23 protein-coding genes are annotated in these 24,126 nt (G+C 63.7%); 9 read left to right on the forward strand and 14 right to left on the reverse strand.

Annotation, left to right across the window (positions count from 1 at the left end; translation table 11 throughout):
- Positions 1–133: 133 nt before the first annotated feature.
- Positions 134–853: an SIMPL domain-containing protein gene (locus K1177_RS10125; protein ID WP_224703180.1), complete on the forward strand. Its 720-nt coding sequence runs from the start codon at positions 134–136 to the stop codon at positions 851–853.
- Positions 854–932: 79 nt separating this feature from the next.
- Here K1177_RS10125 and K1177_RS10130 read toward each other — a convergent pair whose 3' ends face one another.
- Together K1177_RS10130 and K1177_RS10135 are read right to left on the reverse strand one after the other, a co-directional pair.
- Positions 933–1,763, reverse strand: a complete 831-nt coding sequence (locus tag K1177_RS10130; RefSeq protein ID WP_224703181.1) for a sulfite exporter TauE/SafE family protein — start codon at positions 1,761–1,763, stop codon at positions 933–935.
- A complete protein-coding gene (locus K1177_RS10135; protein WP_224703182.1) occupies positions 1,763–2,185 on the reverse strand; it encodes a secondary thiamine-phosphate synthase enzyme YjbQ in 423 nt (140 codons plus the stop codon). Before K1177_RS10135 ends, K1177_RS10130 begins: the two co-directional genes overlap by 1 nt.
- A 252-nt stretch (positions 2,186–2,437) precedes the next feature.
- Between K1177_RS10135 and K1177_RS10140 the strand changes: the two genes are divergently transcribed.
- The 4 genes from K1177_RS10140 to K1177_RS10155 all read left to right on the forward strand — a co-directional run bounded on the left by K1177_RS10140 (position 2,438) and on the right by K1177_RS10155 (position 7,349).
- Positions 2,438–4,798, forward strand: coding sequence for an OmpA family protein (locus K1177_RS10140; RefSeq protein WP_224703183.1), 2,361 nt, complete (start codon positions 2,438–2,440; stop codon positions 4,796–4,798).
- Positions 4,799–4,931: 133 nt separating this feature from the next.
- Positions 4,932–5,447 (forward strand): TIGR00645 family protein, encoded by a 516-nt coding sequence (locus tag K1177_RS10145; protein ID WP_224703184.1) that lies wholly within the window; start codon positions 4,932–4,934, stop codon positions 5,445–5,447.
- A gap of 91 nt (positions 5,448–5,538) precedes the next feature.
- Positions 5,539–6,213, forward strand: a complete 675-nt coding sequence (locus K1177_RS10150) for a tellurite resistance TerB family protein (protein WP_224703185.1) — start codon at positions 5,539–5,541, stop codon at positions 6,211–6,213.
- 95 nt (positions 6,214–6,308) lie between these two features.
- On the forward strand, positions 6,309–7,349 hold the full coding sequence (locus K1177_RS10155) for an LLM class flavin-dependent oxidoreductase (protein ID WP_224703186.1): 1,041 nt from the start codon (positions 6,309–6,311) through the stop codon (positions 7,347–7,349).
- A gap of 62 nt (positions 7,350–7,411) precedes the next feature.
- On the opposite strand, the gene K1177_RS10160 is transcribed toward K1177_RS10155, so the two are convergent.
- The 7 genes from K1177_RS10160 to dnaG form a co-directional block, all read right to left on the reverse strand.
- Complete coding sequence (locus K1177_RS10160) at positions 7,412–9,919, reverse strand: membrane-bound PQQ-dependent dehydrogenase, glucose/quinate/shikimate family (protein ID WP_224703187.1); 2,508 nt, start codon at positions 9,917–9,919, stop codon at positions 7,412–7,414.
- Between the two features lie 161 nt (positions 9,920–10,080).
- A complete protein-coding gene (gene queF / locus K1177_RS10165; protein ID WP_224703188.1) occupies positions 10,081–10,530 on the reverse strand; it encodes a preQ(1) synthase in 450 nt (149 codons plus the stop codon).
- Position 10,531: 1 nt separating this feature from the next.
- Complete coding sequence (locus K1177_RS10170; protein WP_224703189.1) at positions 10,532–10,753, reverse strand: hypothetical protein; 222 nt, start codon at positions 10,751–10,753, stop codon at positions 10,532–10,534.
- Positions 10,754–10,839: 86 nt separating this feature from the next.
- Positions 10,840–11,130, reverse strand: a complete 291-nt coding sequence (locus K1177_RS10175; protein ID WP_224703190.1) for an HlyU family transcriptional regulator — start codon at positions 11,128–11,130, stop codon at positions 10,840–10,842.
- Positions 11,131–11,153: 23 nt separating this feature from the next.
- Positions 11,154–11,402 (reverse strand): DUF2442 domain-containing protein, encoded by a 249-nt coding sequence (locus tag K1177_RS10180; protein WP_318153287.1) that lies wholly within the window; start codon positions 11,400–11,402, stop codon positions 11,154–11,156.
- Positions 11,403–11,454: 52 nt separating this feature from the next.
- Positions 11,455–13,524 (reverse strand): RNA polymerase sigma factor RpoD, encoded by a 2,070-nt coding sequence (rpoD, locus tag K1177_RS10185; protein WP_224703192.1) that lies wholly within the window; start codon positions 13,522–13,524, stop codon positions 11,455–11,457.
- A 187-nt stretch (positions 13,525–13,711) separates the two neighbouring features.
- Complete coding sequence (dnaG, locus tag K1177_RS10190; RefSeq protein ID WP_224703193.1) at positions 13,712–15,646, reverse strand: DNA primase; 1,935 nt, start codon at positions 15,644–15,646, stop codon at positions 13,712–13,714.
- Positions 15,647–15,718: 72 nt separating this feature from the next.
- Between dnaG and K1177_RS10195 the strand changes: the two genes are divergently transcribed.
- Positions 15,719–16,114 carry a hypothetical protein gene (locus K1177_RS10195; RefSeq protein WP_224703194.1) on the forward strand — a complete coding sequence of 132 codons (396 nt, stop codon included), beginning with the start codon at positions 15,719–15,721 and terminating at the stop codon, positions 16,112–16,114.
- Here K1177_RS10195 and K1177_RS10200 read toward each other — a convergent pair whose 3' ends face one another.
- On the reverse strand, positions 16,115–17,170 hold the full coding sequence (locus K1177_RS10200; RefSeq protein WP_224703195.1) for a cellulase family glycosylhydrolase: 1,056 nt from the start codon (positions 17,168–17,170) through the stop codon (positions 16,115–16,117).
- A 21-nt stretch (positions 17,171–17,191) separates the two neighbouring features.
- Positions 17,192–17,755, reverse strand: coding sequence for an HdeD family acid-resistance protein (locus K1177_RS10205; RefSeq protein WP_224703196.1), 564 nt, complete (start codon positions 17,753–17,755; stop codon positions 17,192–17,194).
- 180 nt (positions 17,756–17,935) lie between these two features.
- Between K1177_RS10205 and K1177_RS10210 the strand changes: the two genes are divergently transcribed.
- The gene (locus K1177_RS10210; protein WP_224703197.1) at positions 17,936–19,114 is read left to right on the forward strand and encodes an MFS transporter; all 1,179 of its coding nucleotides are present in this window, start codon (positions 17,936–17,938) and stop codon (positions 19,112–19,114) included.
- A 136-nt stretch (positions 19,115–19,250) separates the two neighbouring features.
- Positions 19,251–20,402 (forward strand): GGDEF domain-containing protein, encoded by a 1,152-nt coding sequence (locus K1177_RS10215; RefSeq protein WP_224703198.1) that lies wholly within the window; start codon positions 19,251–19,253, stop codon positions 20,400–20,402.
- 19 nt (positions 20,403–20,421) lie between these two features.
- Here the strand turns inward: K1177_RS10215 and K1177_RS10220 are convergent, their stop codons facing one another.
- Entirely contained in the window at positions 20,422–20,874 is a 453-nt protein-coding gene (locus K1177_RS10220) for a GatB/YqeY domain-containing protein (protein ID WP_224703199.1), read from the reverse strand.
- A gap of 193 nt (positions 20,875–21,067) precedes the next feature.
- On the opposite strand from K1177_RS10220, the gene carA reads away from it, so the two are divergent.
- Complete coding sequence (gene carA, locus K1177_RS10225; RefSeq protein ID WP_224703200.1) at positions 21,068–22,273, forward strand: glutamine-hydrolyzing carbamoyl-phosphate synthase small subunit; 1,206 nt, start codon at positions 21,068–21,070, stop codon at positions 22,271–22,273.
- A 60-nt stretch (positions 22,274–22,333) separates the two neighbouring features.
- Here the strand turns inward: carA and K1177_RS10230 are convergent, their stop codons facing one another.
- Together K1177_RS10230 and ypfJ are read right to left on the reverse strand one after the other, a co-directional pair.
- Positions 22,334–23,131 carry a neutral zinc metallopeptidase gene (locus tag K1177_RS10230; protein WP_224703201.1) on the reverse strand — a complete coding sequence of 266 codons (798 nt, stop codon included), beginning with the start codon at positions 23,129–23,131 and terminating at the stop codon, positions 22,334–22,336.
- A 48-nt stretch (positions 23,132–23,179) separates the two neighbouring features.
- On the reverse strand, positions 23,180–24,121 hold the full coding sequence (gene ypfJ, locus K1177_RS10235) for a KPN_02809 family neutral zinc metallopeptidase (protein ID WP_224703202.1): 942 nt from the start codon (positions 24,119–24,121) through the stop codon (positions 23,180–23,182).
- Between the last annotated feature and the right edge of the window lie 5 nt (positions 24,122–24,126).

Here is a 24,126-nt window from a genome sequence, read left to right on the forward strand (position 1 = left end):
AAGGCCCCGGGCCGAGATAAATCATACTTTTGGCCGCAAATGATCCACAGCTGCGTTCAAGTCCGGTTCATCTGTGCCGCATTACTGACGCATTGGGTGGGGACTACTGCCCCACCGATTTTCGGAGTTTTTGATGCGCCCTATTGCTTTCCTGATCCCCTTTGCCCTGCTCGCTGGCGTTTCCGCACCGGCCCTTGCCGGCTCTATTTCAATAGACGGCCACGGCGAGATCACTGCCGCTCCCGATATGGCCATGATCAATTCGGGCGTTACCACCCAGGGCGCCACCGCCCGTGAGGCGCTTGACGCCAACACGGCTGCCATGGCCGCCCTGATCGAGAGCCTCAAGCAGTCCGGCATTGAGGCGCGCGACATCCAGACCTCTGGCTTTGCCGTCAATCCGAACTATGTCTATTCCGATGCCCGCGACGCCAATGGCTATTCCCAGCCGCCCAAGATCGACGGCTACCAGGTCTCCAACAATGTCACCGTCACGGTGCGCAAGCTGGCCGACCTGGGGGCCATCCTCGACAAGTCGGTGACCGTGGGTGCCAACACCATCGGCGGCGTAACCTTTGCTGTTGCCGATCCGACCGAGCTGTACAACGAGGCACGCAAGGCCGCGTTCGCCGATGCCAAGGCCAAGGCTGAGCTCTATGCCACGGCCGCCGGCAGCAGCCTGGACGAGATTATGTCGATTTCTGAGACGCAGGGGTTCAATGCGCCGCAACCCTACCCCATGTATGCGCGAGCCGAGATGTCCGATGCCGCCAAGGTACCGGTCGAAGCCGGCGAAATGAGTTTCGCGATCAATGTCACCGTTCAGTGGGAACTGGCTGACACGAGCAAATAAACGTTCCAATACCCCTCTTTGAGGGGGCTTGGGCGGTGGGGGCGGTCCTCCGTAGTCACCCGTCCCCACCAACCCGCTTCTATCCGGCCAGAACCTTCCACAGCATGTTCAGGCCCACGACCACCAGAAACACCGCAAAGACGGTCTTGAGCGCCTTCTGGTCAAGGCGATGTGCCAGCCGCGCGCCCAGCGGGGCAAACAGCGCCGCCAACACCGCCACCAACAGCAATGCGGCCAGGTTGATATAGCCAATGCTGAGCGGCGGCAGCCCGGCCACGCCCCAGCCCGAAATGGCGAATCCCAGCGTGCCCGACAACGCAATGGCCACCCCGATGGCGGCCGATGTTCCCACGGCCGCGTGCATGGTCGCACCAAATGCCACCAGCGTCGGCACGCTCAGCGAACCGCCACCGATCCCCATCAGAGCCGAGATATAGCCCACCACAAAGGCCGCGATCCGGTGCGTCAGCGCCGAGCCGCGCAGATGGCCCATCAGCCGCGTCTGGAAGGCGAACACGATATTGGCCGCAATCACAAAGGCCATCACGGCAAACACGATGCGCAGCACATCGCCCGAGAACAGCCCAGCCATCAGCCCGCCGATGAACGTCCCGGTCACGATGAAGGGCACCCACAGCCACAGTGTCTTGCTGTCGAGGGATCCGCGCTTCCAATGCGCCCGCGCGCTGGCGAGCCCCGTGGGGATGATGATGGCCAGCGACGTGCCCACGGCCACGTGCTGCACCACATCGCTGTCATAGCCCAGCACCGACAGGACCAGAGACAGCGCCGGCACAATGATGGCCCCGCCGCCAACGCCCAAGAGGCCAGCCGCAAGCCCGGACGCCACCCCGGTCACCATCAGCGCCAGCACAAAGGGCCAGTAACTGGCCAGCATGCCCCAATCCATCAGCGATCTCCGATCACATGCAGCACCACGCTGCGCTGGTGCGGGCGCCTGCGGTGCTCAAACAGATAAAGCCCCTGCCAGGTGCCGAACACCGGCAACCCGTCGCTGATGGGAATGCCGATCGAAGTCTGCGTCAGTGCCGCCCTGATATGGGCCGGCATGTCGTCGGCACCCTCTGTGGTGTGCACCAGCCAGTCCATGCCCTCAGGCACCAGCCGGTCAAAGAAGCCATTGAGATCGGTCTGCACATCGCTGTCCGCATTCTCCTGGATCAACAGGGAACACGAGGTGTGCCGCACATAGACGGTGAGCAGGCCCGTAGCGATGTCATTCTGGGTGACGAACGCCCGCACCGGTCGGGTGATTTCGTAAAGCCCCTGCCCGCGGGTGGGGATCGTGAGCGTGTCGATTGCCTGTTGCATGGCCCGGCCTAGCACGAACCGGAGGGCATCTGCCAGCATCGGGTCACAGTCTTGATCCGCACCGCCGCATTCGCGCCATGTTCGCACGGCCTCTTGTAGTCATGACCTGACCGCTTCGCGTAGAAATATTATACGCCACAAGACCTTAGCAATAGACGCAAACCCTCGCCACCCTGACAATCCCATTCACACTGCGTTCAGGCGGCGACCACGATGGTCGGCTCAATGCCAATCCAAGCAAGGATAACAACAATGCGCCTTCGAAACTGGCTTCTCACCGGCACCAGCATCGGCCTGCTCAGCATGGCCCCGCTCAGCGTGCAGGCACAGGACAGCGAACTGCTCGCCGTCTATCAGGAATTCACCACCGCCCAGGCGTCTGGCGATGCCGACGCCACTGCGGCGGCTCAGGCCAGGCTGACCGAAGCCTGTATCGTGGCTGGCTATGCCAGTTTTGACGAATGCGTCGCCGCGCTGGAAGCGGCCGTAGCCGCCAATGCACAGGCCGAGACCGCGCCGGCTGCAGAGCCCGCGCCCGCCGCTGAACCCGCAGCCGAGCCGGCTCCAGAAGCCGCGCCTGCCGCCGAGCCTGCACCGGCAGCTGAAGCAGAACCGGCGCCAGCGCCCGAGCCTGAGCCGGCTGTCGAACCGGCACCCGAACCCGCTCTCGAGCCAGCCCCGGCTATCGACATCACGGCCGATCTCCAGGCCCAGGTCGACGCCTATAACGCTGCCGTGGCCGACATCGAGGCCGGTGGCGACCGCAATGCTGCGCTCGACCAGATCGCCCGCGCCCAGGACGCCATGGCCCAGCTCTGCGCCCAGGTGGAAATCGGCAATCTTGACGAATGCCTGGCCACCTATGGCATGAGCCTGGCGCCTGTTCCCGCCGAGCCCACGCCGGCAGCCGAACCTGCACCCGCTGCAGAACCTGCTCCGGAACCCGCGCCCGAACCAGCCCCGGCGCCCGAAGCGGAGCCCGCACCGGCAGCTGAGGCTGAGCCGGCGCCCGAGGCGGAGCCCGCTCCGGCCGCTGAAGCCGCGCCTGCTGAAGAGGCCCCCGCCGTCGACATCTCTGCCGATCTGGCTGCCCAGGTCGACGCCTATAACGCTGCCGTGGCCGATATGATGGCTGGTGGCGATATGGCGGCCGCTCAGGCCCGCATGGACGAGGCTGAGAAGGCCATCGCCGATCTCTGCGCCCAGAACGGCATGACTGACGTCGCCGCATGCCTGGCCAATTATGGCCTGGCCCTGCCCACCGTCCCCGACATGGGGCAGCCTGATGCCGCCGTCACGCCCGAACAGCCCGCAGAGGTCATCGAGACCCTGCCGGAAGGCGTGACCCAGGAGCAGGTCGCCCCGGTGCTCGACAGCGCCAAGGAACCTGAAGCCGCCGTCTCGGTCGAAGGCGAAGCCGCTGCCGAAGCTGTACCTGTTGCGGAAGCTCCGGCCGAACCTGCGCCCACCAGCGACGCGGACGCTCAGGCCCGCATCCAGACCATGGAAGCCATCGCCCCTGTTACGGCCGAGGAAGGCACCATGGTGACTGCCGCTGCGCTTGAGCCCCAGGCCGTGCCGCAGAATGTGACGATCATCAACCAGACCAATGTGGTCAACAACGTCACCAACTACGGCTCGACCAGCACCACCAACATCACCAACAACAACACCTCGGTCACCAACGTCGACAATTCTGAGACCAACATCGGTCAGCAGAACAATGTCGCCGTGAACCAGACCACGGTGCAGCCGCTTGACCCCGGCCAGGCCATCACCCAGGTGATCCTGCAGGTCGGCACGCAGCTGATCGTGAACTCGGTGGGCCAGGACACGGACCGCTTCTACAACGCCCAGGAAGACGAGATCTTCTACGAAAACCTGAGCAATGGCCGCGTCCGCGAGACGATCACCCGTCCCGACGGCAGCCAGATCATCACCGTGCGCAATCGCAATGGCGACATCCTGCGTCGTTCGCGCATCGATGATGACGGCCGTGAATACGTGCTGGCCTATTTCGATGACCGCTTTGACACCGATCTCGATACCTGGCGCGATCCCGGCCTGGACCTGCCGCCGCTGCGTCTGAACATTCCGGTGCGTGACTACGTGCTCGATGCCAACGACGCCGACGAGCGCCAGGTGCAGATCTTCTTCGAGCAGCCCCCGGTCGAACAGGTCGCTCGCATCTACTCGATCGACGAGGTCAAGCGCTCTGCCCGTATTCGTGACAGCGTGCGCAAGCTCGAAGTCGGTGGCCTGACCTTCGACACCGGCAAGGCCAGCATCAGCCGCGACCAGGTGGGTGCCCTCTCGACCGTTGCCAACGCCATGCTTGAACTGCTGGCCCGCAACCCGGGCGAGACCTTCCTGATCGAGGGTCACACCGATGCCGTGGGTTCGGAGATTTCCAACCTGCAGCTCTCCGATCTGCGTGCCGCAACCGTTGCGCGCATCCTGACCGACTTCTACGGCGTGCCGCCGGAAAACCTGGCCACCCAGGGCTATGGCGAGCGCTACCTCAAGATCCGTACGGAACAGGGGGAACGTGAGAACCGTCGCGTCACTATCCGCCGCATCACCCCGCTGATCACGGTCGCCAACAACCGATAGGCGATCCGTCAGCCAGACAGTCGAGGGCCGGGCTTCAAGCCCGGCCCTTTTGTTTTTGGTGCCCCGGCCATTGCCTATCTTGCCAGCGCCGCAGGAATTGGTATTTCAGCACCACCCTGTGCCGGAGCACCCCATGAAGAAGCTGGAAGTTTTCATCGAGAGCATCATCCTGGCCTCCCGCTGGCTTCTGGTCGCGTTCTACATCGGGTTGGGCCTGGCGCTGGCGCTCTATGCTGTCAGCTTTGGCTTCAAACTGTGGGACTTCGCCAGCCACATGCTCGGCATGGACGAGACCGAGACCATCCTCAAGGTCCTCGGCCTGATCGACGCCGCCCTGATTGCCAGCCTGGTCGTCATGGTCATCATCTCTGGCTACGAGAACTTCGTCTCGCGCTTCGACAATGAGGACGATGTGCACTGGCTCGGCCAGATCGACGCGGGCTCGCTCAAGATCAAGGTCGCCTCCACCATCGTGGCGATTTCCTCGATCCACCTGCTCCAGGTTTTCCTCAACGTGCCCCAATACGTTGACAACCAGATCATGTGGTACACGATCCTGCACATCACCTTCATCGCCTCGGCGCTGTTCCTGGCCCTGATCGACCGCATCTCCAAAAAGCCCGGCAAGGACAAGACGCCCGACATCTAGGGCTTGCCCCGCGGCAATGCGTCCCGGCTGCGCGCCTTGCAGTCGCCATGGTCGCTCCCCATCTGCTGTCTCAATGCAAAAGGGAGCCACCATGTTCAACATCGATCAGATCGTCAAAGCCCTCCAGACCGACAAGAACACCCAACGCACCGCCATGACTGGCGCGGCAGGTCTGGCCGCCGGCATGCTGCTCAGCGGCGGCGGCCTGGGCAAGCTCGCCGGCAATGCCGTCAAGATCGGTGCCGTGGCCGCTGTGGGCGGGCTCGCCTACAATGCCTGGCAGAACTATCAGAAGAGCCAGCCAGGCGCTGCAGCCCCGGCACCGCAGGATGCCTTCATTCCCGCCGCCAGCGACGAGCAGGCGCAGGAACAATTGGGCAAGACGCTCGTCCGCGCCATGATCGCCGCGGCCAAGGCCGATGGCCGCATCGATGCCGACGAAAAGGACGCCATCTTCGCCCGCCTCGAGACCATGACCCTCTCGCCCGAGGAAAAGGCCTGGGTGTTTGACGAGCTGTCGAGCCCGCTCGACATCAATGCTGTGGTATCCCGCGCCACGACGCCCGAAGTTGCCCTCGAAGTCTATGCGGCCTCCCTGGTGGCCATCACGGCAGATACCGCTTCCGAGCGCGCCTATCTCGACGCGCTCGCCAGCAAGCTGAACCTCGCGCCCGGGCTGGTTGCCGAAGTTCACAAGGCTGCCGGCGCCCGTGCGCCACAGCCTGTCGCCGGCTTTGACTACACACCTTCTGCGACCAACGTCTGACCCGGCCCGTGGTCTCGGAACGCGCAGTTACACCACTGTGCGTTCTTGATCCCCCCGTCCCCCGCGTCCATGTGTGACCCAACCAAGGGGTCACCATGGAACTCGGACTTTACTCTTTCGCTGAAAACACTCCCGATCCGCTGAACGGCGGCGCCCTGCAGAGCCCGGCCGAACGCCTGCGCGATCTGCTTGAGGAGATCGAGCTGGCCGACCAGCTCGGCCTGTCCTTCTACGGTCTGGGCGAACATCACCGCCCCGACTATACCGCCTCGGCGCCGGTCACCATCCTGGCTGCCGCCGCCGCGCGCACCAAGTCGATCCGTCTCTCCACCGCCGTCACCGTGTTGAGCTCGGAAGATCCGATCCGCGTCTACCAGCAGTTTGCGACGCTGGACAATCTCAGCAATGGCCGCGCCGAGATCATGGCTGGTCGCGGGTCCTTCATCGAGAGCTTCCCGCTCTTCGGACTTGATCTCAACGACTACGACACCCTGTTCGAGGAAAAGCTCGAACTGCTGCTCAAGCTGCGCGAAGGTGGCGCCATCTCCTGGCCCGGCGGCCAGCACACCAAGCCCATCCCGGGCATTGCCCTCTATCCCGTGCCGGTACAGCAGCCCATCCCGCTCTGGATCGCCGTCGGTGGCACGCCCAACTCGGTGGCCCGCGCTGCCTATTATGGCCTGCCCCTGATGATTGCCATCATCGGCGGCCAGCCGCGCCAGTTCGCGCCGCTCGTCGATTTCTACCGCGAGACGGCCACCAAGGTCGGACGCGACCCCAAGTCCCTGCCGGTCGGGATCAGCTCGCATGGCTTCATCGCGGCCGACAGCCAGGATGCGCGCAATCTCGCCTATCCGGCCCATAGCGAAGCCATGAACCGGATTGGCAAGGAGCGTGGCTGGCCCCCGACCACCCGCGCCCAGTTCGACGCCAGCGCCACGCCCAATGGCGCCTATTTCATGGGCTCGCCGCAGGAGATCATCGACAAGATCCTCATGCAGCACGAATGGTTCAAGCACGACCGCTTCGGCCTGCAGCTCAGCGTAGGCACCTTGCCGCACGACAAGGTCATGAAGGCCATCGAGCTCTATGGCACGGTGGTCAAGCCTGCGGTCGACAAGGCCCTCGGCGCCTGATCCACACAGCAAAAAAAGGGGCGCCGCGCGCCCCTTTTCTAAGTTCATCGCCAAACGGCGGCTCAGCTCTTGGGCAGGGCGTAGGCGATGATCTCATCGCCCGCCTTGGTCCCCGTCGAGCCATGGCCACCGGCGACCACCACCACGAACTGGCGCTGGCTCTCCTCGGACCAATAGGTCATCGGCGTCGCCTGCCCGCCCGCGGGCAGCCGGCTTTCCCACAGCTGCTGGCCGGTCGTCACATCATAGGCGCGGGCATAATAGTCCAGCGTACCGCTGAGGAATGCCACGCCACCCTTGGTGGTGATCGGTCCGCCAATGCCGGGTACGCCCATCTTGAGCGGCAGCGGCACCGGCGAAAGGTCCTGCACCGTTCCGTTGACATGGCGATAGACAATCTCGCCCGTCGTCAGGTCAGCGCCGGCCACATAGCCCCACGGTGGCTGCTGGCAGGGCAGCCCAACCGGCGACAGGAAGGCCCCCATCTCGGCGGCATAGGGTGCGCCGAAATTCTCGTTGAACGCAGGCGCACCTTCACTCGTCACCACGCGGGTCTCGTCATTGGGGCGCGGGATCAGCTTGGACGTGAACGCCAGATAGACCGGCATGCCGAACATCACCTGGCGCTCAGGATCAACCGACACGGCGCCCCAGTTGAAGGCGCCGAAATTGCCAGGATAGATGATTGAGCCCTTCTCGCTGGGCGGGGTATAGCGCCCCTCATAGTTCAGCGAGTGGAAGGCGATGCGACAGGCGATCTGGTCGAACATCGTCGCGCCCCACATAGAGGCTTCCGTCAGCGGCTTGGGCTCGAAGGACAGTGCCGACTTCGGCTGTGTCGGCGCGGTAAAGTCCCCAGCGACAGCGCCTTCGGGCGCCGGCACTTCCGTCACCGGCAGGACCGGCTCGCCGGTCTCCCGATTGAGCACAAAGATCTCGCCCTGCTTGGTCGGTGCGACCAGCGCCGGCACGGTCTGGCCATCGATGGTCAAGTCAACCAGGCTCGGCTGGGCGGGCACATCCATATCCCACAGATCGTGGTGCACGCCCTGGAACACCCAGCGCACCGTGCCGGTTTCGGCATCGAGCGCGACAATCGACGAGGAGAACCGCTCCACATTGGCATCACGATTGCCCCCGTACTGGTCGGGGGGCTGATTGCCCATCGGCACATAGATCAGCCCCAGTGCCGGATCGAAACTCGACACGCTCCAGCTGTTGGGAGAGTTCTCGACATAGGTCTGGCCGGGCGCAATCGGCGCCGTCTCGTCGGGGTTGCGGCTGTCCCAGTTCCAGACCAATTCACCTGTGTTGATGTCAAAGGCGCGGATCACACCCGACGGTTCGGTGGTCGAGACATTGTCATTGACGGCGCCGCCGACCACGATCAGGTCGGCCGTCACCACCGGCGGCGATGTCGAGTAATACGACCCGGCCGTTACATTGGGCATATTGGCCCAGAGGTCCACGGTCCCGTCCGCGCCACCAAAGCCCGGACAGACTTCGCCGGTCGCGGCACTGAGCGCAATCAGCCGGCCATCTGCCGTCGGCAGGAACAGACGCTGAATGCAGTCAGCATTGGCCGTTTCCAGCGGCAGCGCCGGGTCTGGCGTTGGCGTGGTCAGCGTCGCGTCTGCAGCCGGGACAGTCGCATTGTCCTCCGCGGAATTTACGCCAGTTGCGGTCGCCGCATCCGGCGCAGCTGTCGTTGCAGCCACACGCTGCGCGGACGCAGCCAAGGCACCCGCACCGTCATAATAGCTCACGCCACGGCAGGTCAGGTGCTGGGTATTTTCCTTGTCCGGCTGCTGCAGCAGCGGATCGAACAGCCACTTCTCCGCCCCGGTCTCGGCATCGAGCGCCACCACCAGATTGTGTGGTGTGCACAGATAGAGCGTGTCGCCGACCTTGAGCGGGGTCACCTCATAGGTGGTTTCCCCCGGGTCGCTTTCGCCACGGATATCGCCGGTCTTGTATTCCCAGGCCACCTGGAGCTGGGCCACATTGTCTGGCGTGATCTGGTCCAGGGGCGAATAGCGCTGGCCATAGGCCGTGCGGCCATAGGACTGCCACTCGCCATCGGGCACGGCCACTGTCGACGGCACCGAAGCTTCAGCCCGCGCCTCCGGCAGGCTTCCGGTAATGTCGTGCGGGTCCATGAACATGGCGACAACAGCCACCACGACGCTCGCCGCAATCGTGCCGCCCAGCGCCATCCAGCCGGAGCGACGCACCCGGTCGGCACGCAGGGCGCCCACGACCCAGGGCAGGCCCAACAGCACGCCCAGGATCACCAGCACGTCGCCGCGCGGCGCCAGTGCCCACCAGTCCAGCCCCACTTCCCAGAGGGCCCAGATCATCGAGACAGCCAGCGTGCCCGCATAGACCCAAAGGGCCAGCGGTCGCCCCCGCCAGGTCAGTAGAGCGGTCGCCGCCAGGGCCAGGGCCAGAAGAACATAAAAGAACGAGCCGCCAATGGCGGCAAGCCACACACCACCAATTCCAGTGGCGATGGCGGCAACCAGAAAGATGGCTGCAACAATACGGGAAAGCAGTTTGGAAAACGGCATCGGCGACTCCATTGTCTGTTGTCGCGCCAGGAAGGCGCGCTTGGACCATGGCGGGGTCAAAAAGACCACGCTTGGCTCGCTTGAGCTTGCGGCGATAAAAAATGTACCGGCCCCAACACCCTAGGGCATTGAGCCGGATTCACCAAATCAAGACGGGTGGACTAGCCGCGACCGCGATAGGCCGGCACGCCCTGGTCAGGCACCCACACGCCGTCGGGCGCGGGTCCGGTCTGCCAGAACACATCGATCGGCAACCCGCCGCGCGGATACCAGTAGCCGCCGATGCGCAGCCAGCGCGGGGCAATGGTGTCGATGATCTTCTTGGCAATGTCGATGGTGCAGCCCTCGTGGAACGCACCATGGTTGCGGAACGAGGTGAGATAGAGCTTGAGCGACTTGGACTCGACCAGGAACTGGTCCGGCACATAGTCGATCACCAGATGGGCAAAGTCCGGTTGCCCGGTCACCGGGCACAGCGAGGTAAACTCTGGCGCCACATAGCGCGCCACATAGTTCACATCCGGGTGCGGATTGGGCACCGGGTCCAGCACGGCGTCTTCGGGACGATCCGGTGTCGCCACCACGCGACCAAGCTGCAGATCGGCGCTCATCTTACTTGCCGCTGCGCTTGATGGTCTTGATTTCCAGCGGCGGCAGGCCCGACTTCTCCGAGATCAGACGATCCTGTTCCTCGATGGCGGCGCGGGCGGGCTCGTCCCCGTCCAGCCCACCCAGCAGGCTTGCATCCACCTTGCGGTTCGAACGCTGGCTGCCGTCGACATAGAACACGTCGAACATCACAAATTCACTGCGGGCAGTTGGCTTTTTGGCCATGGTCTTTCTCCAAGTACGACAGGCGGCCACGCAGCCCCTTGCGGTCCGCGTGCCCGGCATCTGCCAGATTGCGTGTATCAGTCAGGCTAGTTGAAAATCCGCTCGCCCTGCTCGTCGATGATCTGCCGACCCTTGGACAGGGCCAGCGCGACCAGATCGTCGCGCGAGGTCATGCGGTCTGCACGCACAAACCGGTAAGTCTTGTGCTCGCCGCCAATCTCTTTCTCGATGGTCCCCGCCAGCTGCAATTCGCTGCCGGCCTTCATCTCGATGGCCTTGATCACAAAGCCCTTGTAGCTCTCTTCGCCGAGCACCTTGTCCCCGGCGGGCTCGGCACTGGCGGCACCACCACCAAACAGGGTCTTCCAGAACGACATGGCATGCTCTCCTTTTCGTTCGGTCAGCGCCTGCGGCGGACCGGCAGCGGCAGATTCAGTTCACCGCGTTTTTCCATTTCCTCGCGCAGCCAGGCCGGCGAGATGTCGAAGTGGTTCGGCCAAGTCGGCACGCCGTTTTTCAGCTCGACCGTTCCAAAGAAGGCACGGTCACGCAAAGGCTCCACGCCCTCGCCGCGCTCGGCAAGCATGGCGCGGGCATCGAACATTCCCGACGACTCGTCGGAGAACGTTACGACCAGCTTGAAGGGCACGGCAGTCCGAAGAGCAGTGACCTTCAACCTTGAGCCAGACACGGCGAAACCTCTAGTTGTCCAGGAAGCTCCGCAGCTTCCGGCTGCGGCTGGGGTGCTTGAGCTTGCGCAGCGCCTTGGCCTCGATCTGGCGGATACGCTCGCGCGTCACCGAGAACTGCTGACCGACTTCTTCGAGCGTATGGTCGGTGTTCATGCCGATGCCGAAGCGCATGCGCAGCACGCGCTCTTCGCGCGGCGTCAACGACGCCAGCACGCGCGTGGTGGTCTCGCGCAGATTGCTCTGGATGGCCGCGTCGATCGGCTGGGTAGCGTTCACGTCCTGGATGAAATCGCCCAGGTTAGAATCTTCCTCGTCGCCGATTGGCGTTTCGAGGCTGATCGGTTCCTTGGCGATCTTGAGAACCTTGCGCACCTTGTCGAGCGGCATCTGCAGCTTTTCGCTGAGCTCTTCGGGCGTCGGCTCGCGGCCGATTTCATGCAGCATCTGCCGGCTGGTGCGCACGATCTTGTTGATCGTCTCGATCATGTGCACCGGAATGCGGATGGTGCGTGCCTGGTCTGCGATCGAGCGGGTGATCGCCTGGCGGATCCACCAGGTCGCATAGGTCGAGAACTTGTAGCCGCGGCGGTACTCGAACTTGTCCACGGCCTTCATCAGGCCGATGTTGCCTTCCTGGATCAGGTCCAGGAACTGCAGGCCGCGGTTGGTGTATTTCTTGGCGATCGAGATCACCAGGCGAAGGTTGGCTTCCACCATTTCCTTCTTGGCGATGGCGGCTTCGCGTTCGCCCTTCTGCACCTTGTGCACGATGCGGCGATACTCGCCGATGTTGAGGCCTGCTTCAGTGGCGAGCGTTGCCACATCGCTGCGGATTTCGCGGATGGTGTCGGCTTCGCGCTTGGCGAATTCGCTCCAGCCCTTGCCCTCGAAACTGGCCAGGCCCGCTTCCCAGGCCGGGTTCACTTCCTGGCCATAGTAGCTCTCGAGGAACTTCTCGCGCTTGACGCCATAGCTCTCTGCCAGGCGCAGCAGGCGGCCTTCCAGCTTAACCAGGCGCTTGTTAATGTCATAGAGCTGCTCGACCAGGTTCTCGATACGGCCGTTGTTGAGCGACAGCGACTTGACGTCGGCGATCACTTCGGCGCGGAAACCCTCAATGGTCTTGCGGTCGGCTTCGCTGATATCAGCGCTCAGATCCTGGGCATGGCGATCCTGGATTTCGCGCATCTTGCCATAGGCATTGGCGATGCGGTCGAAAGTCTCCACGACCTGCGGCTTGAGTTCGGCTTCCATCGCCGACAGCGACAGCGCGTTCTCGAACTCGTCGTCGTCATCGTCGGGCGCCGGGTCCTGCGGTGCCTGCGGCTCATCGGGCACGTAGTCGTCATCGCTGTCCGACGAGGCGGCAGCACGGCGCGGCGCCGGGGCCTGCGCCGGCTTGGCGGCTTCCGCCTTGGGCACTGCATTCAGGCTCGACATATCCGGAGTCGGTGCCGCCTGCTTGGCGTCCGGGCCGGCATAGGTGGCTTCCAGATCAATGATGTCGCGCAGCAGGATTTCGCCTTCAGCGAGCTGGTCGCGCCAGATGATGATGGCCTGGAAGGTCAGCGGGCTCTCGCACAGGCCCTCGATCATGGTTTCGCGGCCGGCTTCGATCCGCTTGGCGATGGCGATTTCGCCCTCGCGGCTGAGCAGCTCAACCGAACCCATTTCGCGCAGATACATGCGCACCGGATCGTCGGTGCGGTCCGAGCCGGATTTCGCGTTGGACGTGGTGGAGACCGCAGTGCCGGTGGAGGTGGCGACCTCCTGGCCCTGGTCTTCTTCTTCCTTTTCGACTTCGGTCTCTTCGACCTCGTCCTCATCAACCACGTTGATGCCCATGTCCGAGAACATGGACATGAAGTCTTCGATCTGTTCCGAGCTCACCTCTTCGGACGGCATAACCGCGTTGAGCTCTTCATAGGTGACGTAGCCGCGCTTCTTGGCGACCTTGATGAGCTTTTTGACGGCGGCATCGGAAAGATCGAGCAACGGGCTGTCGTTCGTCGCCTCGGGGGCGCCGGCTTCCGGCTTCTCGGTTTCCTTGGTGGTCTTGGGTGCTGCCTTGGTGGCCATCTGGTACTCCGTCGGAACCCGTGTGCGATCGGGTCCGGGTAAGGCTTTAAGTGGTGACACCTCAAAGCAAGGTAAAGGTTTGGTCACTCAAGCGTTAACGTCGCATGAGGGACCAGGCTCGCCTCGGGATGTCTTGCACGCGATCATATGCAAAATCGCGCGTACTCGCTGGCTTTCAGGGAGTTCCCTAAAAACTGCGTGTCGCGCGCCCCGATAACGAACCAAATCCTTCGATCAATGCCTCTGTGCCATCGACAGTGGTAATCTGGTTCTTGATGTCTCGCAGCCTTTCAAAGGTTTCTTCGCTCGGGTCTTCGCCCAGCGCCGCTTCGGCTGCCTTGAGTTCCCTATTTAGCTGAACTTTTTTGTTATGCAAGGCCAAGGCATGACTCAATCCTGTCTCAGCGTCCGCAAGCGCGATCTCGGAAGCGATCTGCCAGACCCCCTGACGGCTGAGCAGGTCAGCCATTCGGTCAAGCGCCGCGCCATGCCCGCGCACACCCAATGCAGCCTTCATGTCATCGGCGCTGATGTCATGGTGGCGCACTGCAAGGCTGAGGATTTCGCCCATCACCTTCTGGGCCGCTGGCGTTTCAAAATCTAGCGCCGCCAAGAGTTCGAATTTGTCTTCCACCAGCGCCGGATGATTGACCAGGCTCAGGATGATGGCGGCCTCGCGCGGCGTAGCGTCGGCCACCGTGCCGGGCTTGAGCAACCGCGAATTGCGCAATGTGTCCGACACCACAAGCTTGGGCGTGCCGCCGCGGGGATAGCCATAGGCGCCACTCTGGCCATAGCGCTGTTGCCCGCTGCGCGGCTCGAAACGCGTCTGGCGCATCGGCGCCAGAAAGGCGCGCAGTTTCTCATCGAACGCCTGCGCATAGTGAAAGCGCACCGAGGAGTCCTGTATGGAGTTGGCGCGCTCCCGCAGCCGCGCCTGCAGCGCGGCCCGCGCCTCGGGCGTCTCTGGCACCAGGCCACCGGTCTCCATGCTCCAGATCACGTCCGACAGGCTCCGCGCCCGATCGAGCACGTCGGCAAACGCTGCCTTGCCCTGCGCTTTGATCAGGTCATCGGGATCCTGCCCTTCGGGCAATGTGGCAATGCGCACCGTAAAGCCGGGTTTGAGATGCGGCATGATCAGATCGGCCGAGCGCTGCGCAGCCTTGAGCCCGGCCTTGTCGCCGTCAAAGCACAGGATCGGGTCCGGGCTCATCCGCCACAGCAGTTGCAGATGCTCTTCGGTCAGCGCCGTGCCCAGCGGCGCGACCGTGCCCTCAAAGCCCGCGGCCACAGCCGCGATCACATCGAGATAACCCTCCACCACCACCACTGTGCTGCCGTCGCGTGCCGCCTGCCGCGCGCCTTGCCCGTTGTAGAGCGTCTGCCGCTTGTGGAAGAGCTCGGTCTCGGGCGAGTTGAGGTATTTCGCCGGCACATCTGCCGACAGCGCCCGCCCGCCAAAGGCGATGACCCGGCCGCGGAAGTCGGTGATCGGGAACATCACCCGGTTGCGGAAACGGTCATAGGGCAGCGGATCATTCTCGCGCGTGGCCACCAGGCCCGTGTCGATCATGTCCTGCGCAGACACGCCATTGGCTGCCAGGTGTTCCTTGAGCCCATTGCGGCTATCGGGCGCAAAGCCGATGCGGAACCGCGTCTGGCTCTGGGCCGACACACCGCGCTCCAGAAGGTAACCCCGCGCCCGCGCCCCGATATTGTGGCTCAGCGCCGCCTCGAAATAGCGCGTCGCCAGTTCCATCACATCGGTGAGGGACTTGCGCTCGGCCTCGCGCTTTTCCTGCACGGCGTCCCGCGCCGGCATCGGCACCCCAGCCATGCCAGCCAGCTTTTCGACCGCCTCGGGAAAGCTCATCCCGGCCTTTTCGGTGAGGAAACGGAAGTGGTCACCAGAGACCCCGCACCCGAAACAGTGATAGATGCCGCGCCGGTCATCGGCATGAAAACTCGGGCTCTTTTCGCCGTGAAACGGGCAGCAGGCCCACATGTCGCCCTTGCCCGGCTGGCTCTTGCGCTTATCCCACAGCACATGCTCGCCCACCACCTGCGTTATGGGCAGGCGCTGACGGATCTCGTCCAGAAATTGATCGGAAAAGCGCATGGGATGTTAAGTAAGCATTCGCGGGGTCCGAGTCACGACCCATCATCTTATCCACAGCCAAGGACGCCCGACATGGTCCAGAGCAATGCCTTCCGCTTTCGCAGCCTGGTCCTGCTCACCACCATCCCCGCCATTCTGGTCGGCGGCGCTCTCTGGGTGCTGGGCTCCATGGTTCCGGCCTGCCGTGTCGACGAGCATGCCCGCCTCACCAGCCCCGGCAGCAACTTCGACTTGCTCGTCTTCACCCGTGCCTGCGGCGAGACCCCGGCGCCCAATACCCAGGCCGCCCTGCTTCCGGTGGGCGATGCGCTGCCCGACGATGCCGCGAGCTTTCTCATCATCGGTACCGCGGTTGATGTCACTGCCCGCTGGACGGGCGCAGCCAGCCTCGACATCACCATTCCCGCCGGCGCCGACATCATGCGGCATGACGATCAGGTCGCCGGCGTTGCTGTGACCTACCGCTGATCAGCCGGTCTTGCCGCGCCCTGTGATCTCGCGCAGCAGCGCTACCTCGCCTTCGCGGTAGGGGCGTCCGTCGCCGTGGAACACATCGTGGAACCAGGGGTCAGGCATCGCCTCGACATAGGGCTTGCTCCAGCTGTCCCAGGGGTAAAGCGTTTGCGACCGCCCCGCGACCAAGCCCCAGCAATAGCTGGCGATACGCTCGCGCTTGGCGATCGGTAGTATGCCCTCGAACGTGCTGCCCGGTGTGCGGGCCATATATTCGGTCAGGAACAGCGGCCGGTCCCGCGGCAAGTCCGCAATCTTGGCCGAGAAGCGCTCTGGGGTCTGGTAGTCGTGGAAGCTGATGATGTCCGAATTCTCGATCTGGATGCGGGCGTGCGGATCGTCATAGAGCGTGGCGCCGGCCCAAACCCCGGCTGTCAGCGGCTGGCTCGGCTCGGCTGCCCGCGCCCAGGCAAAGGCCTGTGGCAGCAGCGCCGAGACAAGCTCGACCTTGTTGTCCAGTTCCTTGAACCGGCCGCCGTTGAGATTGCTCGGCTCGTTCCAGATGTCCCAGACCAGCACGCGCTCATCATGGGCAAAGGCCCCAACCACGCCCTGCACATAGTCGCACAAGCGGGCATGCTGGCTCGGATCGGCCAGCGCGCGACCGGGCCCCTGCACCCATTGTGAGTTGTGCACGCCCGGACGCGGTTCTGGCTGCGTGCCCAGCGCCACATCCGGGTTCCACACCGAGTCAAACAACACCAGCATGGTGCTGATGCCCCGGCCGGCAGCGATGTCCAGATAGTGCTCGATCCGCTGCCGGAAGCCGACGGGATCGGCAGCCCACAACAAGTCGTGCAAGAACACCCGCATGGTGTTCATGCCCACGCTGGCCGCCCAGTCCAGCTCCCGCGCAATGACGTCGGGCCGGAAGGTTTCGGGCTGCCACATCTCGAGCTGGTTCGATGCCGTCGAAGGTACGAAGTTCGCACCCACCAGCCAGGGCAGCTTGTCATACCAGGCGTTGGCGCGCGCAGCGCTCCAGCGACCAGGCGCAGAGGTCTCGCTCATGATGGTCCCGCGTCCTGTCGTTCAGACTGTCTTGCTGCGCTGGTAGAGGCGCCACGCCCAACCGAACAGGCTGAATGCAAAGATGATCATCAGCAGGCCGCCGACGATCACCCCGACAGAGGCACTGAGCAGCGGGAAGAACAGGAAGACCAGCCCCAGAAGGACATAGGACAGGCCTGACAAGACCACTGGCCAGATACGCGCATAGTGCTCGCGCTCACGGGTGATCACCACGATCTGCATCACCCCCACCACAAGCGCTGCAATACCCACCAGGGTCGCCAGCACGGTCACCGTCAGGATGGTGGCGATCAGCGGCTGCAACAGGAACAAGATGCCCAGCAGCAGCGACAGCGCATTGCTCACCACGTCGAACCAGTAATTGCCGCTCTTGCCACCGCCAAAGGTCAGGCTCCAAAGCCCCAGTGCACCGTCCACCGCCAGCAGAATGCCGCCTGCCAGCACCATCACCAGCAATGCCTGATCTGGCCAGATCACCGCATAAAGTCCTGCCAGCAGCATGAAAGCGCCGCGCAGTGCCGTCGCCAGCGCAAAGCGCCGTTTGGTCTCAGCCGATACAGTCATGTGCAGTCCTCCTTTGGCGACCCCGCGCCACACATCCCCACACTAGCCCAGACAGAAAAAATGCCAAGCCTCTATGCCTTTAGCTTTTCTTCAGCCCGGCGAATTTTTGTTGATTGCGGTTGTGGTGCAGCCATGGTTTGAGAGCCACTTCACACGAAGCTCGCGACAGGCGAAACAGACATGACCCTACCCCTATTCGCCCTGTTTCTTGCCGCCTTTGCATTTGGCACGGCGGAATTCGTCATCGCCGGCATCCTGCCCGAGGTGGCCGCCGGCCTTGGGGTCACGGTGCCCGTGGCAGGCTATCTGGTCACCGCCTATGCCGCCGGCATCGCCATTGGCGGCCCCCTGCTGGCCGTCGCGACCAAGAAATACCAGCGCAAGACCGTGATTCTGGTGCTGGCAACCATCTACACGCTGGGCCAGCTGCTCTGCGCCATTGCCCCCGATTTCCAGTTCCTGCTGGCTGCCCGCGTCCTGGTTTCGGTCGTGCATGGCACCTATTTCGGCATTGCCGCCGTAGTGGCGGTGAGCCTGGTGCCGGCCGAGCGTCGCGGTTTCGCTGTCGCGCTCATTCTGTCTGGCCTGACTGTCTCCAACATCCTGGGCGTGCCCGGCGGCACCGCCACCGGCAATGCCCTGGGCTGGCGCGCGACGTTCTGGGCCGTGGGCGCACTGGGGCTTGTGGCCACCGTCGCCATTGCCCTCTTCCTCCCCGGCACCGCGGGCGCGGCCTCGACCAGCGGCAGCTTTGTCCGCGAATTCAAGGCCCTGGGCCGCCAGCAGATCGTCACCTCGCTTTTGATCGTGGTTCTGGTCATGATCGGGCAATATAGCCTCTTCACCTATATCGCCCCGCTGCTGCGCGAGGTCACCGGGCTCAATGTCAATATCGTCCCCTGGGTGCTCCTGCTCTACGGCGTCGGATCGACCATAGGCGTCTTCATCGGTGGCCGGCTGGCGGATTGGCGCCTGATGCCCTCGCTTATCGCCATTCTCAGCGCCCAGGCCGTCGCCTTCGGGCTGGTCTATCTGCTCAGCCCCTATCCCGTCGTCATGGCCGTCACGGTCTTTGTCTGGGGCGGCGTCAACTTCGCCTTTGGCTCACCCGTGCAGTCCCGCGTCCTGGCCTGGGCGGGCGACGCCCCCAACCTCGCCTCGTCGCTGATTCCCACCGGATTCAACATCGGCATCGCCATCGGCGCCATGATGGGCGCCAGCGTGCTTGAACAGGGCCTCGGCTACCGCGCCCTGCCGCTGATCGGCTGCGTCGCTTTGGTCCTGGCCGTCGGCGTCGCGGTCACGTCCCATGTTCTCGAGCTGCGCACACCCCGCCCGCTGCCCAAACCCGCGACATAGTCGAGCGAAAAAATCGCGTCAAAAGAACCATTTGGTCATCATCTTCGGGCAAGTGCTGGGGCACCAAATCCGGCGGCCTGATCCACTGCGTTCAGTCGCCCCCGGCACCGGCTGGCCAAATCGGGGAACCTGGCGCATGACGGCAATCGACAATCCGACCCTGATGCTCGCCATCGCGACGTCCAGCGCCGCCCTGATGGGCACGTTGATCATCGCCTGGTTCAACGCCCGACAGGATAGCTACCTGGTCAGCTGGGCCATTGGCATGGGTTTTGTCGTGGTGGCCCTGGGCGCCATGTCGATGCGCAACGGCACCTATGACAATGGACTGATGACCTTGGCCTACTCGGCCCTGTTGACCGGCATGACCCTGATCGTGCGCGGTTCTGCCCAGTTCCGTGGCGCGCGTCCCCGGCCACGCATGATGGTCGCAATCTGGCTGCTCGCGGTCGGGGCGGTGGCTATCCCCTATTTGCTGGGATTGTCGGGGCTGGGCACCATCATGCTCAACCTGGCCTGCGCGCTCTTCATGCTGCTCTCGGGCTATCATTTCCTGGCAGGACGCGACGAATCCCCGGTTCTGATGGTCACCGGCGCAGTGCTCTTTGCCCTGACCGGCATCTCCTTCATTGCCTGCGCCGGCGTACTCGCCGCCTCTGGCCAGATGGTCCTCTATGCCGCCCCCAGCAACTGGGCCGAACAGTTCAACTCCATCATGGCCATTGCCGGCCTGAGCGGTCTTGGGGCCATCTCGCTCACCCTCAGCCAGTCGCGCGCCACCCGCCGCCACCGCCGCGAGGCCCACACCGATTCCCTGAGCGGCCTGCTCAACCGCCGCGCCATCTTCGACCGATTTGGCCTGGACCACCTGCCCCTGGGCACGGCTGTCCTGATGTTCGACATCGACCTGTTCAAGCAGATCAATGATCGCTGCGGCCATGCCGCCGGCGACGCCGTCATCGCCCACTTCGGTGGCATCCTCGCCCGCCAGGTGCGCCCGGGCGATACCGTGGCCCGTCTCGGTGGCGAAGAATTCTGCGCCGTCCTGCCCGAGACGCCCATCGAGGCCGCACGGGCCATCGCCGACGAAGTCCGCAGCCAGTTCGAGGCCCATCCCGCGCGTCTGCTGGGCGAGCATATTGCCGCCACTGTCAGTGTCGGCGTCGCCACCAGCGGTACGGCCGAGAGCTTTTCCTCTACCCTCAGCCGTGCCGACTCAGCGCTCTACAAGGCCAAGCACGCTGGCCGCAACCAGGTGTTCTCGGCCCCGCCGCGGCAGATCGCCTGATCCACCCGGCGCTGACCCGCTAACCTGCCAGTGCAGCCCGCACGCGCGCGCTGGCCTTGCCGAAATCGATCCGGCCCGGATAGTCGGCCTTGAGCTGGGCAATGACCTTGCCCATGTCCTTGGGGCCCTCGGCGCCCGTGCTGGCAATGGCCGCCTGGATGGCAGCGTCCACCTCGGCCTCGGTCAGCCCCTTGGGCAGGAATTCGTTGAGAATGTCGATCTCTTCCTTTTCCACGGTCGCAAGGTCCGCGCGGCCGGCCTGGGCATAGATGGCAAAGCTTTCTTCGCGCTGTTTGACCATCTTTTGGACGATGGCCAGGATTTCCTCATTGGTGGCCGGCCCGCGATTCTCCTGGCGGATGGCAATATCCTTGTCCTTGATCGCCGAGGTGATGGCGCGCAGGGTCGCGGTCCGCCGCTGATCCCGGGCCTTCAGGGCTGTCTTGAGACCCTCGCTGAACTGTTCGCGCATGGGCTGTATTCCTCTGGCTATGCGATTTTGTCGCCCCATATAGGCACAATCATCCGGTCGCGCCACTTGCGCAGCCGGGCGCAGGCTTCTATGACGAGGCCTCAATCGACATTGTCGGAGCGCAGTCCGAAAAGGTGCAGGCCTTTTCGCTCGACCTGCGCGACCATCTGAAACCAACTTCTGGAGGCCCACCGTGACCGGCTGGCAGCAATCCCCCGCGACCGCACTTCTGATCCTGGCAGACGGTACGCGCCTGGAAGGCCGCGGCATCGGCGCCATCGGCCATGCCGCCGGCGAAGTGTGCTTCAACACCGCCATGACGGGCTATCAGGAAGTGCTGACCGATCCGTCCTATGCCGGCCAGATCGTCACCTTCACCTTCCCCCATGTCGGCAATGTCGGCGCCAATGACGAAGACATCGAAACCGTCAACATGGCTGCGCTCTCGGGCGTGCGCGGCGTCGTGCTGAAGGCCGATATCACCAATCCGTCCAACTATCGCGCCCTCGAAAAGTTCGATGCCTGGCTCAAGAAGCGCAACATCATCGGCATTACCGGCGTCGACACCCGCGCCCTGACGGCGCAGATCCGCGAGAACGGCATGCCCAATGGCGTCATCGCCCATGCTGAGGATGGCCATTTCGACGAAGCTTCGATCATGGCCGAACTCAAGGCCTTCCCCGGCCTTGAAGGGCTTGATCTCGCCAAGGAAGTCACCACCGCCCAGACCTATCATTGGGACCAGACGGGCTGGAAGTGGAACCAGGGCTACGGCACCGCCACCGACCAGCCGTTCCACATCGTGGCCATCGATTTCGGCGCCAAGCGCAATATCCTGCGTTGCCTGGCCGATCAGGGCGCCAAGGTCACCGTCGTTCCAGCCACCGCCACCGCCGCCGACGTGCTCGCGCACAATCCCGATGGCATTTTCCTCTCCAATGGCCCCGGCGACCCGGCGGCGACCGGCAAATATGCCGTTCCCACCATTCAGAAGCTGATCGAAACCGGCAAGCCGCTGTTCGGCATCTGCCTGGGTCACCAGCTGCTCGGCTTGGCTCTGGGCGCCAAGACGTCCAAGATGCATCAGGGCCACCACGGCGCCAACCATCCGGTCAAGGACCTGACTACCGGCAAGGTCGAGATCACCTCGATGAACCATGGCTTTGCCGTTGACAAGGCAACCCTGCCCACCGGCGTCACCGAGACCCATATCTCGCTGTTTGATCAGTCCAATGCCGGCCTCAGCGTTGATGGCAAGCCGATTTTCTCGGTTCAATATCACCCCGAGGCCAGCCCCGGCCCGCGCGACAGCCACTATCTGTTCACGCGCTTCATGAACCTGGTTCGCGCCCAGAAGGGTGTCGAGCAGCGTCCAGAACACGCCGCGCCGGCCGCCTGATCGGAAACGGATCGGGACAGGTGGCCCAGCCGCCTGTCCCGATGTCAAAGGTCTGGACGCTCAGGGCTCCAGCGTAATCTTGTCGAGTCGGCACGTGCCAATCGCCGGAATGGCATAGCCGGCATTGAACCAGCGCCGCGTTGCTTCCGGGCTGGGCCGCTCGAACTCGCGGGGCACGGGTACTTCGGCGCGCGACGTCGCCCGAGTGAGGTCACCGCCGCGCGCAAGCCCCGCCTCAATTGCCTGAACGATAGCCGGTGAATCCAGCAGGCGCGGCAGTCCCGCCCATTTGCTGGACGCTCCGGCGTAACACGCCGCCTGCGCGCTCAATGTCTGCTCGCGCGTAGTGCCGTCCATGCCGGTCGTGTCCGCAGCGCCCGGCGCATAAAGCTCCTGGGCATTCTGCACATGGTGGCTATAGGCCAGCCCGATCAGATAGGCCTCGGCCTGATGACCCGTTTCGGGACGAGATGCCACCAGCTCGGCATAGGCCGACATATCGACATAGATCGTGCTGTCTTCCGGGCAATAGAACGTGCCGATGCTTGATCCGGCCAAGCCACAGCCCAGATCGCTGCGCGTCTCGACCATTTTGAGTTTGGACGGCGGATAATACGCAGCCCCGTTGCGAAAGCCCCGCGCCCAGAAACCGTCGGTCTCGCGCTCCAGCGCTTCCACCAGGTCTTTCGGCTGCCCCTCGCCGGCCGCGATGGCCTTCAAGGCCGTCAACGGTGTATGCGGCGGCGGCTTGGCCACCTGCCCGGTCAAAAGGGTGATCGGGTTGATCCCGAACAGCATTACCACCACGATCGACACCGCCAGCACGCCGGAAAAACCGAAGCGCCGAATGTGCGGCATCACATTGTCAGGTATTCCCAGCACAGGCCCATCCCGTTGAGTCGGGCACTAGACGCTGCCCGAAAAGGTGTCGCAATCGCCCGGGTTTCCGGACTGATAGCCGCGCTCGAACCAGTTCTTGCGCTGTGCCGACGTACCATGATTGAAGGTCTTGGGCACGGCAAAGCCCTGCATCTTTTTCTGCAGCGTGTCATCGCCGATCTGGTTGGCGGCGTTGAGCGCTTCCTCGATGTCGCCATTGTCGAGCAGATCTTCCTGGCCCGCGTAATTGGCCCACACCCCGGCGTAGCAGTCAGCCTGTAGCTCAACCCGCACCGAATAGGCATTGGCCTGCTCCTGGCTCATCGACGCCCGGCGGCGGTTGAATTCAGGCAGAACACCGGTGATGTTCTGGATGTGGTGACCCACTTCATGGGCGAGCACATAGGCTTGGGCAAAGTCGCCCGGCGCACCGAACTGGCTGCGCAGCTGATCATAGAAGCTCAGGTCGATATAAACCTTCTGGTCGCCCGGGCAGTAGAACGGCCCCGTCGCGGAATCTGCCGTGCCACAGGCCGTGTCGGTCTGGCCCGAGAACAGCACAACCTTGGGTGCGGGGTAGCGCTCGTTCTGCTGTGCGAATACCTGCGTCCACAGATCCTCTGTCTCCTTGACCACCACGCCCACAAAATCGCGCAGCTCCGCCTGGTCGCCACTGGTCGGCGCGCTGGCCGACGAACTCATGGTGGTGCCACCACCGCTGCTGCTTGAATTGCCGGAGAGCATGTCGATCGGGTTCTCGCCGGTCACGAACCAGATGATGCCCAGCACCACCACGATGCCGATCAGCGTTCCCATGCCACCGCGAGAACCGCGCCCGCCACCGCTGGGAATACGGAAACCGCCCCCGCCCTGGCCAAACGGGCCACCGCCCAATCCGCCGCGGAAACCGCCGCCCTGGGAGCGCCGGTCTTCAATATTGGAACTCTGTTCGCGACCGCGCCACTTCATTGAAT

The sequence above is a fragment of the Devosia aquimaris genome (assembly GCF_020169335.1).
Classification (GTDB): domain Bacteria; phylum Pseudomonadota; class Alphaproteobacteria; order Rhizobiales; family Devosiaceae; genus Devosia; species Devosia aquimaris.

Excerpts from the sequence above, each read along its gene's own strand:
- K1177_RS10125 (WP_224703180.1), top strand. The coding sequence starts at position 134 with ATGCGCCCTATTGCTTTCCTGATCCCCTTTGCCCTGCTCGCTGGCGTT.
- K1177_RS10130 (WP_224703181.1), bottom strand. The coding sequence starts at position 1,763 with ATGGATTGGGGCATGCTGGCCAGTTACTGGCCCTTTGTGCTGGCGCTG.
- K1177_RS10135 (WP_224703182.1), bottom strand. The coding sequence starts at position 2,185 with ATGCAACAGGCAATCGACACGCTCACGATCCCCACCCGCGGGCAGGGG.
- K1177_RS10140 (WP_224703183.1), top strand. The coding sequence starts at position 2,438 with ATGCGCCTTCGAAACTGGCTTCTCACCGGCACCAGCATCGGCCTGCTC.
- K1177_RS10145 (WP_224703184.1), top strand. The coding sequence starts at position 4,932 with ATGAAGAAGCTGGAAGTTTTCATCGAGAGCATCATCCTGGCCTCCCGC.
- K1177_RS10150 (WP_224703185.1), top strand. The coding sequence starts at position 5,539 with ATGTTCAACATCGATCAGATCGTCAAAGCCCTCCAGACCGACAAGAAC.
- K1177_RS10155 (WP_224703186.1), top strand. The coding sequence starts at position 6,309 with ATGGAACTCGGACTTTACTCTTTCGCTGAAAACACTCCCGATCCGCTG.
- K1177_RS10160 (WP_224703187.1), bottom strand. The coding sequence starts at position 9,919 with ATGCCGTTTTCCAAACTGCTTTCCCGTATTGTTGCAGCCATCTTTCTG.
- queF (WP_224703188.1), bottom strand. The coding sequence starts at position 10,530 with ATGAGCGCCGATCTGCAGCTTGGTCGCGTGGTGGCGACACCGGATCGT.
- K1177_RS10170 (WP_224703189.1), bottom strand. The coding sequence starts at position 10,753 with ATGGCCAAAAAGCCAACTGCCCGCAGTGAATTTGTGATGTTCGACGTG.
- K1177_RS10175 (WP_224703190.1), bottom strand. The coding sequence starts at position 11,130 with ATGTCGTTCTGGAAGACCCTGTTTGGTGGTGGTGCCGCCAGTGCCGAG.
- rpoD (WP_224703192.1), bottom strand. The coding sequence starts at position 13,524 with ATGGCCACCAAGGCAGCACCCAAGACCACCAAGGAAACCGAGAAGCCG.
- dnaG (WP_224703193.1), bottom strand. The coding sequence starts at position 15,646 with ATGCGCTTTTCCGATCAATTTCTGGACGAGATCCGTCAGCGCCTGCCC.
- K1177_RS10195 (WP_224703194.1), top strand. The coding sequence starts at position 15,719 with ATGGTCCAGAGCAATGCCTTCCGCTTTCGCAGCCTGGTCCTGCTCACC.
- K1177_RS10200 (WP_224703195.1), bottom strand. The coding sequence starts at position 17,170 with ATGAGCGAGACCTCTGCGCCTGGTCGCTGGAGCGCTGCGCGCGCCAAC.
- K1177_RS10205 (WP_224703196.1), bottom strand. The coding sequence starts at position 17,755 with ATGACTGTATCGGCTGAGACCAAACGGCGCTTTGCGCTGGCGACGGCA.
- K1177_RS10210 (WP_224703197.1), top strand. The coding sequence starts at position 17,936 with ATGACCCTACCCCTATTCGCCCTGTTTCTTGCCGCCTTTGCATTTGGC.
- K1177_RS10215 (WP_224703198.1), top strand. The coding sequence starts at position 19,251 with ATGACGGCAATCGACAATCCGACCCTGATGCTCGCCATCGCGACGTCC.
- K1177_RS10220 (WP_224703199.1), bottom strand. The coding sequence starts at position 20,874 with ATGCGCGAACAGTTCAGCGAGGGTCTCAAGACAGCCCTGAAGGCCCGG.
- K1177_RS10230 (WP_224703201.1), bottom strand. The coding sequence starts at position 23,131 with ATGCCGCACATTCGGCGCTTCGGTTTTTCCGGCGTGCTGGCGGTGTCG.
- ypfJ (WP_224703202.1), bottom strand. The coding sequence starts at position 24,121 with ATGAAGTGGCGCGGTCGCGAACAGAGTTCCAATATTGAAGACCGGCGC.